General features: G+C 43.9%; 11 protein-coding genes. 1 reads left to right on the top strand and 10 read right to left on the bottom strand.

Annotated features, from left to right (window positions below):
- The 7 genes from NRF22_RS04240 to NRF22_RS04210 form a co-directional block, all read right to left on the bottom strand.
- Window positions 1-360 carry a hypothetical protein gene (locus NRF22_RS04240; RefSeq protein WP_007744707.1) on the bottom strand — a complete coding sequence of 120 codons (360 nt, stop codon included), beginning with the start codon at window positions 358-360 and terminating at the stop codon, window positions 1-3.
- 59 nt (window positions 361-419) lie between these two features.
- The gene (gene lysS / locus NRF22_RS04235; protein WP_007744709.1) at window positions 420-1910 is read right to left on the bottom strand and encodes a lysine--tRNA ligase; all 1491 of its coding nucleotides are present in this window, start codon (window positions 1908-1910) and stop codon (window positions 420-422) included.
- Between the two features lie 73 nt (window positions 1911-1983).
- On the bottom strand, window positions 1984-2862 hold the full coding sequence (hslO, locus tag NRF22_RS04230; RefSeq protein ID WP_007744711.1) for an Hsp33 family molecular chaperone HslO: 879 nt from the start codon (window positions 2860-2862) through the stop codon (window positions 1984-1986).
- Window positions 2863-2903: 41 nt separating this feature from the next.
- Window positions 2904-5084, bottom strand: coding sequence for an ATP-dependent zinc metalloprotease FtsH (ftsH, locus tag NRF22_RS04225; RefSeq protein ID WP_263779389.1), 2181 nt, complete (start codon window positions 5082-5084; stop codon window positions 2904-2906).
- Between the two features lie 55 nt (window positions 5085-5139).
- A complete protein-coding gene (gene hpt, locus NRF22_RS04220) occupies window positions 5140-5685 on the bottom strand; it encodes a hypoxanthine phosphoribosyltransferase (protein ID WP_263779388.1) in 546 nt (181 codons plus the stop codon).
- A gap of 48 nt (window positions 5686-5733) precedes the next feature.
- Window positions 5734-6636, bottom strand: coding sequence for a tRNA lysidine(34) synthetase TilS (gene tilS, locus NRF22_RS04215; RefSeq protein ID WP_007744715.1), 903 nt, complete (start codon window positions 6634-6636; stop codon window positions 5734-5736).
- Window positions 6637-6663: 27 nt separating this feature from the next.
- Window positions 6664-7101 (bottom strand): FtsB family cell division protein, encoded by a 438-nt coding sequence (locus NRF22_RS04210; protein ID WP_028291819.1) that lies wholly within the window; start codon window positions 7099-7101, stop codon window positions 6664-6666.
- Between the two features lie 499 nt (window positions 7102-7600).
- Between NRF22_RS04210 and NRF22_RS04205 the strand changes: the two genes are divergently transcribed.
- Complete coding sequence (locus NRF22_RS04205; RefSeq protein ID WP_036593946.1) at window positions 7601-8773, top strand: pyridoxal phosphate-dependent aminotransferase; 1173 nt, start codon at window positions 7601-7603, stop codon at window positions 8771-8773.
- A 64-nt stretch (window positions 8774-8837) separates the two neighbouring features.
- Here NRF22_RS04205 and NRF22_RS04200 read toward each other — a convergent pair whose 3' ends face one another.
- The 3 genes from NRF22_RS04200 to pth are packed head-to-tail and all read right to left on the bottom strand — an operon-like array spanning window position 8838 to window position 13235.
- Window positions 8838-9113: an RNA-binding S4 domain-containing protein gene (locus tag NRF22_RS04200; protein WP_007744719.1), complete on the bottom strand. Its 276-nt coding sequence runs from the start codon at window positions 9111-9113 to the stop codon at window positions 8838-8840.
- On the bottom strand, window positions 9100-12663 hold the full coding sequence (gene mfd, locus NRF22_RS04195) for a transcription-repair coupling factor (protein ID WP_263779386.1): 3564 nt from the start codon (window positions 12661-12663) through the stop codon (window positions 9100-9102). Before mfd ends, NRF22_RS04200 begins: the two co-directional genes overlap by 14 nt.
- Window positions 12663-13235: an aminoacyl-tRNA hydrolase gene (gene pth / locus NRF22_RS04190; protein ID WP_007744727.1), complete on the bottom strand. Its 573-nt coding sequence runs from the start codon at window positions 13233-13235 to the stop codon at window positions 12663-12665. Before pth ends, mfd begins: the two co-directional genes overlap by 1 nt.
- Window positions 13236-13266: the final 31 nt, after the last annotated feature.

Genomic DNA, 13266 nt, shown 5'->3' with positions numbered 1-13266 from the left:
TTATTTTGGATTATCAGCATTAATCTTTTTTGCAAGTTCATCTATCTTTTTCTCCAAGCGGTCGACTGTCACTTGCAAATCGGCTGTTTGTTTACGATGAGCACGAACATGTTTATGAACACTCGTGCCAACGCCAGCCGCAATGGCCGCACCTAAGGCCGACAGGACATTCGTATAATTGCCTAGAATTAACTGGCTCGTATTCGATGGTTCAAGAAACTTGAGTTGCGGAATTAAACCCAAAATTCCGAAAATAACGAGATAAATAAATAAAAATAAGAAAATCGCGATCGATATCGGACTAGATAAAATCCGTGGAATGGCTTCTAAAAATTTATTAATTGTTGATTTCTTCTGCATGCAGCCTATTTTAGAACAAAAACCTTGATGAGGAATCATCAAGGTTTTTAAATACTGTTTTAATTTCTCATTGTTGGGAACAGCAACACATCTCGAATTGAAGCCTGGTCAGTCAAAAGCATCACCAGACGATCAATACCAATCCCCAAACCACCCGTTGGTGCCATACCGTGTTCGAGGGCTTCAATATAATCTTCATCAATCGACTCAGCTTCGTCATTACCATTTTCACGTTCAGAAGCTTGGGCTTCAAAACGCTGCCGTTGATCAATCGGATCGTTCAGTTCCGTGAAAGCGTTGGCATACTCGTTACCGGCAATATAAAGCTCGAAACGTTGAACAAAATCCGGATTGTCATCTTCTTTTTTAGCCAATGGGCTGACTTCCAAAGGAAAATGATAGACAAAAGTTGGTTCAATCAAAGTCTTTTCGACAAAAGTATCGAAAAATTCAGAAATAATATGGCCGACACCCCAGAAGCTCTCATATTTAACATGATTATCATCAGCTAATTGACGGGCATCATCTAAATCCATCTTTTGATCAAAATCAATGCCGGTCTTTTCTTTGATCAAAGCAGTCATCGACTTTTTAGCAAAAGGTTTTGTGATATCTACCTGATGATCTTTATAAGTAATCAGACCATCTTCATTAACTGCCTGAGCAGCGGCGCGAATAATATTTTCTGTCTCGATCATCACATCTGACAAATCCCAATAAGCAGCATAAGATTCAAGCGTGGTAAACTCAGGATTATGAGTTGTATCCATACCTTCGTTACGGAAAATCCGGCCAATCTCATAGACACGTTCCATACCGCCGACAATCAATCGCTTTAAATACAGCTCTGTTGCAATTCGTAGGTACATATCAATATCCAAAGCGTTATGGTGTGTTACAAATGGACGAGCAGCGGCGCCACCAGCAGAGTTTTGCAGAATTGGTGTCTCAACTTCTATAAAGCCAACCGAATCCATATAATCGCGAATGGCTTTGACGATTTTCGACCGTTTGATAAAGATATCAAAAGAATCCGGATTTGCAATCAAATCCAAATAACGTTTGCGATAACGTGTATCAATGTCAGTTAAACCATGGAATTTATCAGGCAATGGCCGCAGTGCTTTTGACAGCCAAGTAATTTTGTCAACCAAAACTGTCGTCTCGCCAGCATCAGTCTTCATAACCTGACCAGAAAAACCCAGAATATCACCTAAATCAGCACGACGCAGAAGACTATAGTTTTCGCCCAAGTCATCACGACGTGCGTAGATTTGAACTGTTCCGCTGACATCTCTGATGTCAGCAAAAATAACCTTGCCAGCACCACGCTTGGCCATCATACGACCAGCAACAATGACATGTTTTTTGGCCTCATATAGTGATTCGCCGCTTTTATCATCTGCAAAATTATGAATATCTTTTGCATATGTATCTCGTTCGAAACGATGGCCAAAAGGGTCGACACCCAGGTCATCTTTTAAAGCCTGCATTTTTTGCAAACGTACTCTGAGTTGATCATTTAATTCTTTATCTGCTTTTTCTACCATAAAATCCCTTAAATATACCTAGTCTAGTGTATCAGAAAGCCAGGCCCTTCCCCATGCTTGATTCCGTATTTCATTATTTTCCTGCTGCAAGAATCGCTTTCAATTCCTCTTCACTGAATTGATATTTGTGCCCATTAAAACGATCAACGATTTCAGCACCGTGGTCCTCAGCAATCATGGCTGTTAATTCAGTTTTCGGTAATGTCCCCAAAGCGTCTGCATACCATTTTTTGGGTAAGGGTGCTGCCAAGGTGACCGGAATTTTATCCAAAATCGTCATCTTTGTCTGTCCAAAAAATTTAGCAAAAATCTGTTCCGCCTGCAAGCCTTCTGCTAGCATTGACGAAATATTAGGTAATCTGCCTAAATGCTGTTCCAATAAGTTCAATTCATTATCGCTGGCACCCGGCATGGTTTGGATCAAAAAACCACCTGCCCGCTCAACCAAATTCTTAGAGTTAACAAAAACAGAGACACCGACTGCGCTTGGAATCTGCTCGGACTGCGCGAGATAATAGGTAAAATCATCACCAATTTCACCAGTTGTTAAAGCAACTTCGCCGGTATAAGGCTCCAACCCAGGCTGCACTTTCGTTAACCGCAGGCTCCCATTCAAGCCGACAAGGACGGGCACATTGGGTTGGCCGTCCGCTCTTTTAGCAACAGATGCCTGAGGATTAGTCACGTAGCCTCGCAGCTGCGCCTGGGCATTTGTCTCCGTAACAATTTGGCCAATCGGTCCACGGCCGTTGATAGCCACGTGGATCTGATCCGAACCCTTTAAAAGAGACGTACCGGTCAGAGCCGTCGCAATCAGTGCACGCCCTAAAACCGTCGTCGCGTCTGGACTGCTATGATGTATTTCAGCTGCTTTTCTTACCAGATCTGACATATCCGTCAGATAGGCGCGAAAGTGCCCATTGTGTGTGACGCTTTTAATCAAATAATCCATATCAATTCATAAAAACGCGGCTGTTTAAAGTCGCGTTTTCCTTACTTTTCATCTTTATCTTTTGTATCTGTATCATCATCAGTCTTAACAGGCTTTTTAGGAGCAGCCTTACGGCGAGGACGCGGTGTCGTTGTACTTGTTGTCTTTTTAGCCCTTGGTTTTTTAACTACAGGTTTAGGATCAGCGGGTGCGTTGGCATCATCTTTATTATCCTCTGATTGGTCATGTGAATTGTTCTTCTGTAATGCAGCTTTAGATTCTTCATATGACAGCGGTCGTGCATCAACATTTTTCGTTGCTGCCAAGTCGCTTGGAACTTCACCCGTCTCATACAATGATCTGATTTGTGCCTCATCCAAAGTCTCATATTTAAGCAGCGCCTCAGCAATCGCCTTATGCTGATCACGATGAGTTTGAATAATGTCGACAGCCTTTTGATAAGCCTCTCTAGTCAAACGACGCACTTCTTCATCAATCAATTCACTAGTCTTTTGCGAATACGGTGGGTTAGGATTATTCGGATCTCCGATAAATGCGTTAGCATTGCCTTCCAGCTGAACCATCCCTAATTTATCTGACATACCATATTGCGTAACCATTTCCCTGGCAATCTGTGTTGCCTGCTGGAAATCATTTGACGCACCGGAACTAGCTTGCTGATTAATAATCATTTCAGCAGCACGGCCGCCCATTAAGCCAGCCAATTCTTCTTTAGCGTCCTTTTCGGTCATCAAATACCGTTCATCTTTAGGCATCATCAAAGCGTATCCGCCAGCGCGCCCACGAGGGACAATCGTAACCTTACGGACAACTTGTGCATCATTTAGAACCAAGCCGACAATAGCATGCCCGGCTTCATGATAAGCAACGGTCTGTCGTTCAATTTCGGTCGTCTTGCGGTCTTTTTTAGCAGGACCGGCAATCACACGATCTTCAGCTTCATCAATGTCGGCAGCTGTGACAGCTTTTTCACCATTTCGAGCAGCCAATAGAGCAGCCTCGTTCAAAAGGTTTTCCAAATCAGCACCGACAAATCCAGGTGTCTGCTGGGCAATCACTTTCAAATCAACATCATCGGCCATCGGCTTATTCTTAGCGTGTACGCGTAGAATAGCTTCTCGGCCTTTAACATCCGGTGCACCCACCAAAATCTTCCGGTCAAAACGACCAGAACGGAGCAAAGCCGGATCCAAAACATCAGAACGGTTTGTAGAAGCCAGAACAATGACGCCTTCATTACCTTCAAAACCATCCATCTCAATCAAAATCTGGTTCAGGGTCTGCTCACGTTCATCATTGCCGCCACCCATACCAGCACCACGGCGCCGGCCAACGGCATCAATTTCATCAATAAAGATAATCGATGGTGCAGCTTTTTTGGCATTTTCAAATAAATCACGAACTCGGCTGGCACCAACACCGACAAACATCTCCACAAAATCAGAACCGGAGATACTGAAGAATGGTACTGATGCTTCCCCGGCAACCGCTCTGGCTAGCAAAGTCTTTCCAGTTCCTGGAGGTCCTTCAAGCAAAACACCCTTTGGTATACGAGCGCCTAAACTAGTAAATTTCTTTGGATCCTTTAAGAATTCAACGATTTCAACCAATTCCTGCTTTTCTTCTTCTTCGCCTGCAACATCAGCAAAACGTACTTTATTCTGCTTCGGATCTGAAGGTTTAGCCTTGGAACGGCCAAAACTCATAATTCCGCCAGGTCCACCGCCAGAACCGCCTTGACCCCGCTGTCCGCCAAGCATCATCCAGTAAAGCAGCGCAAATAGAATCAGCGTTGGGACAATCATCGTCAGCATCGAGCCCCAGAAATTCGACGGAGCAGGCCTTGGATTAATCGCAACCCCGGCTCGACGAGCAGTGCTCGTAATCTCTTTTAGGCTTGAATCGTTGGGCAGTACGTAAGCGGTAAAACGCGTAACCGTTGCCTGATAACCAGAAATCAGGCTAACACCGCCATTATTCTGACTAGACTTCTGTGCCTTTTTAAAATCGCCGGAAATCGTATAGACACCACTATCTCCAGGCTGAATTGTAAAATCTTTAATTTTATTGGTCCGCAGCTGCCTTAAAAAGGCAGTCGTCGAAAGATGTTTGACATTACCATCACTCCGTCCGAAGAAACTATAGATTAAGAAGATAATCGCTAGTATCACAATGGCGTATGATAACGAACTACGGAAGAATCCGCGATTCTTATTCTGCATATATTACCTCGTTTACGCTAACACAATATTTTAACATTCCTAGATACAAACAACATTAAGAATAGACTTCTGGGTTCACAACACCGATAAAAGGCAGATTCCGCCAAATTTCTTGGTAATCTAATCCATAACCGGCTACAAATTCATTTGAAATTTCAAAGCCGATATAATCGGCTTTTACCGCGACTTTATGTCCCTGCTGTTTATTTAGCATCGTGGCTGTTTTAACAGACTTTGCGCCGCGATCTGTTAGCAAAGAGATCAGGTATTGTAATGATAATCCAGTGTCGACAATATCCTCGACTAGGATAATGTCGCGTCCCCGTACATCAGAAGTCAAATCAGTTCTCAAAGTAATGGCGTTAGTCGACTTGATACCGCCATGATAACTGGCAATATCAATGAAATCCATCTCAACATCAATCGAAATATTTTTAAAGAGATCACCTGCCCACATGACAGCACCCTTTAAAACAACAACCAAAATAGGCGTTTTGCCGGCATAATCATGATCAATTTGTGCCCCAATCCGTTTGGCAGCATTTTCGATTTCATCGTGATCGTGGAGTATTCTTGAAAAACGGGGATCTGTATCAGTCATTTTATTGTTTTTATGTTAACACGAATCAGGCAGGGACAACAGCCAGTCTTATTCGTTTTCCTTTCTAACTTGAATTCCATCGTGGTGCTTGATTAACGATACCTGGTCAGCTAACTCGATTCTCCCATTTGGCGACTGCTTATTTTTCAATAAAGCCTCGAATTGGTCGATCTGAGAGCGCTTGATCGGTAAATCAGGTGCTGACTCTTTTACCCAGAGCTTTAACATTTCAAACAACTGGTCTTCTTTCAGATGCTTAATCTGCTCTGCAAAATCAGCGATGTGTTCGATTGCTTGAGGATTGATTTTTTCCAGAGCCGGCAGAACCACTTGGCGGATCTGATTTCGGCTCGTGTAGTCCGGGTCTTGGTTGCTGGGGTCTTCGATCCATTCAAGTCCTGTCGATTTGGCATACGCGTATAAATCAGCTTTTTTGATATTTAATAAGGGCCTGACAACACGGATATCAGAAGAGTTGTTTAGAGGACGCGACCAATTCATGGCAGAAATTGTTTCCCAGTCTCCCCCCCGGATCAATTTTAACAAAGTCGTCTCAGCCTGATCATTCGCATGCTGAGCTAAAATAATCGTCGAAATTCCCAGCCTGCTGGCTACTTCTTCATAGAATTGGTAGCGAAAATCACGCGCGGCGTTTTCGATACCTGAAGTTGGATGCTGAGAACGCGGCCAGATCTTATGGAATACCTGCAATCCGCGGCTTGCAAACTGACGATCAATTAATTCTTTCTCTTTAAATGAATCAGGGCGCAGTTGGTGATCAACATGAGCTAAAAAAAGATGGTCAGATGGCTGGCTTTCATATTTAAAGAGCAAGTTCGCTAAAACAGTTGAATCCACTCCGCCAGAAATCGCCACAAGAACTTTATCGCGTCCGGAAAAAAGCCGATGGCTCTGGATATTCAATTGAAATTGTCTGTAGAGACTCTTCATATTAATAAAATAACAGCAAAAAAACTGTTATTTTGTGTCGCTTCCAGCAGGCAGATTAAAAATAACTTCGCCTTTTTTGGAATATTGATATTTATCACGTAAAACCTGTGCGAGGTAATCAGGCTGTTTGAGATTAGTCAACACAGTTTTCAATTTGCCGTTTTCACCGCGAGTACGATCCAATTGCCGATTAACTTGCCGCAGCTGGGCTAAGGCTGCATTCAGTTTGACAGCTGAAGACAACAGATTGACGGAAAAAATCACAACAAAGAAAATGCCAAGGCAGGCAATTAACCGGCGGCGGCGAGCAATCTCTTTATGATAATGTCTCTCGCGAGCTTGGTTGGACCCTTGTGCCCGACGGATTTGAGCAGCGGTATCAGCTTGCACCACATGCAAAGCAGGACCTTGCGGTTCTGTCTTAGGATTGACCCTTTTCGTTTGTCTAGCTGCACCGTTCCTCATCGCTTAAAATCAATATCGCACAGGATTCCAATGATAAAAACTGCTTAAGAAAATCGCAAATAAATCTTAATAATTCGCCACGGACAATCACCCTTCAATTTCGAACTAAAAGCTTTTGGCTGCTAATAGCAGCCTGTATGAGACTCTCATTTGACAAAGCTGTATACGCATTTTATAATCCTTGCAAAGATGAGTATTGTCCTATTCCGATAAAGAGAACCGCGCGAAGCTGAGAAGCGGTCGGCCGCAGAACAAGAAGATGGTCTTTTGATGCAATCATACTAGCGAACGGCAATGGCTGAATATTTTTTGCGCAAGCTAGTGTCGGCTTTTGCCCGTTAGCGCAATTAAAAAAGTGGGTGCAAGTCATGCATCAATGAAGGTGGTACCACGGTTTTCCGTCCTTTATCGTTTTTATACGATAGAGGATTTTTTGTATCTATTTGTGTCAGGCAAACATGGCTGGCCTGATGAAGCTTCAAAGTTAAAGGAGATTTTAATGGTTACATTTGATGAATCAAAAGTGTTAAAACAACTGCCCCAACAGTTTTTCGCCCAATTAGTTAAGAAAGTCAACGCAAAAATTGCGACTGGCGCTGACGTGATTAATTTAGGCCAAGGCAATCCTGACCAGCCGACACCTGATTTTATTGTCAAAGCCATGCAAGAGGCAACAGCTGAGCCGCAGAATCATAAATATTCCCAATTCCGTGGCGATCCTGAATTAAGGCAGGCTGCAGCAGATTTTTACAAAAGAGAATACGGTGTTTCTTTGGACCCTGATAAAGAGATTGCAATCTTAGGCGGTTCTAAAATTGGATTAGTGGAGCTGCCCTTTGCATTATTAAACCCTGGGGACACGATGCTTTTGCCAGATCCGGGTTATCCAGATTACTTGTCCGGTATCGCGCTGGCTTCAGTCCGTTTAGGGCTGTTTCCCTTAAAAGCAGAAAACGGATTTTTGCCTGACTATGACACATTCGACCCGGATTTGGCAAAAAAAGGCAAACTGATGTACCTGAATTATCCGAATAATCCCACCGGTGCCGTTGCCAATCCTGAATTTTTCCAAAAAACAGTCGATTTTGCCAAGCAAAATCAGATCGGCGTTGTACATGATTTTGCTTACGGTGCGATCAGCTTTGACGGACAAAAGTCATTGAGTTTTTTGCAGACACCCGGTGCAAAAGACGTTGGCATTGAAACTTATACTTTTTCTAAATCCTATAACATGGCCGGCTGGCGTCTGGGCTTTGCTGCCGGAAATGCCGACATGATTGAAGCGATCAACCTGCTTCAAGACCATCTTTTTGTCAGTGTCTTCCCAGCTATCCAAAAGGCTGGTATTGCTGCTCTAAAAAGCGATCAGCACACAGTTCATGATTTGGTGTCATTATATGAAAAACGCCGTAATCAATTCTTTGCCGCTGCTAGAAAAATCGGCTGGGAGCCTTATCCTTCGGGTGGGTCTTTCTACGCTTGGATGCCCGTACCAACAGGCTACACGAGTGAATCGTTTACAGGCCTATTGTTAGATAAAGCAGCTGTTGCCGTGGCACCAGGGATCGGTTTTGGTAAAGGGGGAGAAGGTTTTGTCAGAGTCGGCTTGCTGATTGATGAACCTTATTTCACCGAGGCCTGCCAACGGATTGCGAAATTAAATTTGTTTTAAACACTAAATAGAGAACTCATAATCTAAAAATAGATGCAGAGATGAAAAACATATCCATAGCAGTTTAATGGATCGAAGAATTATCAGAATTTGATTCCGATGAAAGCAAGTCATACATCTCCCCTGCATCGTTTTTCTTCACAATTTCTGAAGTATCGGTAATTTTAATTGTCAAAATACGGGTGCCGAATGAAAGTACCAAGACATCCCCGATCGTCACGCTTGCCGAAGATTTGACAACTTTGCCATTGACTGTAACACGTCCCTGGTCAGCAAATTCTTTGGCCAAGGTGCGTCTTTTAATCAGGCGGCTGACTTTTAAATATTTATCCAAACGCATGTTGGATCTCCTTTGCAGCCGATTCGAGATAATCGGTTATTTTTCCTAAATAGGTTAGTTGCGGATCTTTGTTTAAAATGACGGTTAATTCTAATTGATCATCGATGGCTTTGACGCGAACCTTATAAGGCAGGTCCTGCAAGGTTTTAAAAACAGTCTCGCCAGCAAGTGCTCGGCTGGCTTTTTTGCTGAACAATATCCGGACTTGAGTCCCGTCGCCACGCAAATTAACAACATTAGCCAAATCAGCGGCATTTTTCAAACGCGCCAGCGCAAACAGATTTTCAACCTGTTGAGGAATTGCGCCAAAACGATCGATCAAATCCTGACGGACTTCGTCAAACTGTGCCTGGTTCTGAGACTTTCGGATCCGCTGGTACATCTCGATTTTCTGAGATGAATCACCCACATAGTCCTCGGGCAGCAGAGCCTCAATGTCCAAAACAATTTCAGCATTAGTCTGTATGGCTTTTTTGTGTTTGCCTTGCCTGGCTGCTACGGCCTCTTGCAGCATCTGCTGGTATAGTTCATAACCAACAGAATCGATAAAGCCGTGCTGCTGTTTGCCCAATAAATCACCGGCACCACGAATTGACAGATCGCGCATGGCCAATTTAAAGCCGGATCCTAGCTCCGTGAAATCACGAATGGCTTCCAGGCGTTTTTGAGCATCTTCAGTCGGTTGGCGATCAGGCGGAAAAGTGAAATATGCATAGGCTAGACGGTTAGAACGACCGATTCGGCCGCGTAATTGGTAAAGCTGCGACAAACCAAAACGCTGTGAATTCTCGACAATCAACGTGTTGACATTCGGAATATCAACACCTGTCTCGATGATCGTAGTCGTGACCAGCACATCATAGACGCCGTTTAAAAAGTCCATCAAAACATTTTCTAACTGGGTTTCGTTCATCTGACCATGAATATAGCCAACATTGGCATCAGGCACCAGACGTTGTACTTCACCAACAGTCCGTTCAATGTCCTGAACACGGTTATGCAGGAAAAAGACCTGTCCACCGCGTCCAATCTCTTTTTCCATCGCATCAGCAACGACTGGCCAATTACTTTCCAAAACATAAGTCTGAATCGGAAAACGGTTAGCTGGTGGTGTCTCTAGGACTGATAAATCACGTGCGCCGACAAGCGCCATATTTAAAGTACGCGGGATCGGTGTCGCTGTGAGCGTGAGGACATCGATACTGGCACGCAACTGTTTGATCTTCTCTTTGTGTTTGACGCCAAAACGCTGCTCTTCATCAATAATCAGCAGGCCCAAATCATCAAAAACCACATCCTTGGACAAAAGACGATGAGTCCCGATAACCAGATCAATTTGGTGGTCTTTGATCTTTTTAATAGCCGCTTTGTTCTGTGCCGGCGTATTAAAGCGGGACAAAACAGCAATCCTGACATCCGGAAAATCGGAAAAACGTTCCAAGGCCGTTTCGTAATGCTGTTGGGAAAGGATAGTAGTCGGCGTCAAAAATGCAACCTGTTTGTGATCATGAATCGCTTTAAATGCAGCACGCAGGGCGACCTCAGTCTTCCCAAAACCAACATCCCCGACCAGCAGGCGGTCCATCGGCTTGGCTGACTCCATATCGCTTTTGATCTCTTTAATCGAACGCAGCTGGTCAACAGTCTCTGGGTAGGCAAACTCATTATCGAATTTGTCCTGTGCTTGATCATCAGCAGAAAAGGCAAAACCGCTTTCGGCTTCGCGCTTGGCGTATAAAGCAATCAAGTCATCAGCAATATCTTCGACTTTGGTGGCCACCTTGTGTTTTGTTTTGGCCCAGTCGGTTGAATTCAAAGAATTGATTTTAACTTTGCCCTGATCGCCGCCAATGTATTTCTGAACTAGGTTCAGGTGTGTTATCGGTACGAAAATCTTGGCGTTTTGTGCATAAGCCAGTGTCAAATAATCTTGTTTGCCGCCATTGGCTTCCAGTGTGGTTAAACCTTCATAGCGTCCGATACCATGATTAACATGTACTACATAATCGCCAACCTTGAGTTGGTTATAACTGGTAATTCTTTCGGCATTAGAAAAAGTTGCATGCCGCGGAATTCGCTTTTTGACTTTGGCGAACAATTCCGCTTCGGTTAGAACAACCAATTTCTGATCCGGCAATTCAAAACCGCGTGATAAAGCACTAACTTGTAATTGGGCCGTACCGGGCAATACCTCATCAGTGATAGCAAAATTCATATCAAAATCGTGCAAAGTCCGCTGCAAGGACAACAACCGTTCATGAGAAGCAGCAGCCAAGACCACGGTGAATTCTCGCTTACGATAAGAATCAACATCAGCTTTTAGGGCCGGCATCTGGCCAAAATACTGCTGCATCGGTCGGGTCAATAGAGTTTGTTTGGCAGTAAAAGCCAGGCCAACCAACCCACGGGTTAAATTACTCAAGAAAATTTTCGGATTGTGAAAACGCTGCAGTTTACCGGTAATATTCTGCTGTGATTTCTTCAAAAGATTAGTTGCATCAAGCTTGATTTTTAAATCAGGTAGGAGCCGAAACTCTTTTAAAGCATCAGTCATCCATTGCGCATCTTTTTCCTCTTGAAGTTTGGCCTGTTCATTAATTCTGGCGAAATCATCAATGAACAGCAGGTCGTCTTGCTTAGCATACTCTAAAAGCGAGTGTGTTAAAAAGAACTCAGCAAAAGGTAAAAGACCGCGATCAAAGCCGCTTTCCCTAGAACGAGCCAGTAGAGGGTCAAAAAAACTTGTAATTTTCTTCTTTTCGATCCCCTTCAGAGAATCACGGTAGGCAATAAAAGCATTTTGCAGTGTTTGCAAATCTGTGGAAAAATCAGCTTGTGACAGAAGGAAGTCCGAAACTGGAAACACAAAAACATGCTGGATTTTGTCCAAAGATTTTTGTGAATCGGCATCAAAAGTCCGCATAGACTCAAGCTCTTCATCGAAGAAATCCAAGCGTACAGGGCTATCCATATTGATCGGATAGATATCAACAATCTCGCCTCTGACCGCAAATTCACCAGGACTCGCAGCCAATGCTTCTTTGCGATACCCCATCTCGATCAATCTGCCGGCCAAATCCGCCTGCACATAGGTGTCCGATTTTTTAAGATCCAAAACAGCAGACCGAAAAACTGCCGGATCTGGATAACGACGCGTCAAGGCAGCTAAAGGCGCAACAATCATGGCTGGAGTGTTAGACTGCATGGCTCGCAAGGCCAAAACGCGACTCAAATCTGCATCGCGCGACGCAATCGCTGTTTCCGTCGCCAAGGATTCTTCTGCTTGAATTTCAAAGACATTATCCTGGCCGACGAGAGCTTCCAGGTCACCGCTAAGCCGATCAGCACGGAATTGCGTGTCTGTGATAATTAAGCTGTTTTTTTCCTGTTTTTCAGCTTTTAAACGCACAAAAACCCCAGCGGCTAACGCGGCCTTGGGGGTATCGTCAATGCCTGAAATAAGTTGCGCCGTATCCGGGCTGCTTTGGTTCAGGACTATACTTTCAGTCAAAGGCAAACGACTGATAAAATCTGTCAATGCGCTCATCATTAATTATTGTAACGATTCGTAATTGTATTCAGTGCAATGCCCTTAATAAAATCCTCTGACGCTAAAACGGCCTGGTCAATCTGGGGCTGAACCAAGTCCATTTGCGGTTTTGTGAAATCACCCAACACATGATTAATGACAGCCTGTGCAGCATGAGCGGGCCTCCCTGTGCCGATACGGATTCGGACAAATTTCTGACTCCCAATAGCTGATTCGATTGATTTCAAACCATTGTGTCCGCCTGATGCACCGCTTTTTTTGATACGCAGCTGACCATAATCCCGATCAATATCGTCAACAAAAACGATTAAATCATCTAGCCCGGCGTCAAAATAATGCATCACGGCCTCTACGGCCAGACCAGAATCATTCATCATCGTTGTCGGTTTAACCAGATATACTTTTTCAGATGCCACAACAGCCGTTGCGATAAATGCGTGCAGATTTTGTTTCAAAGAAAAGGTTGTATTGAGTCGCTGTGCGAGTTCGTCCACCGCCATAAAACCGACGTTATGCCGATTATGTGCGTATTTTGCACCAATATTTCCCAATCCTACGATAACTTTCATCATTTATTTATGTGACCCATCCCTTCTCAAAAAC

The organism is Oenococcus kitaharae (genome assembly GCF_025758695.1).
Taxonomy (GTDB): domain Bacteria; phylum Bacillota; class Bacilli; order Lactobacillales; family Lactobacillaceae; genus Oenococcus; species Oenococcus kitaharae_A.
The sequence above is the reverse complement of the archived record's forward strand: the minus strand, read 5'-3'. Positions and strand labels throughout refer to the sequence as shown.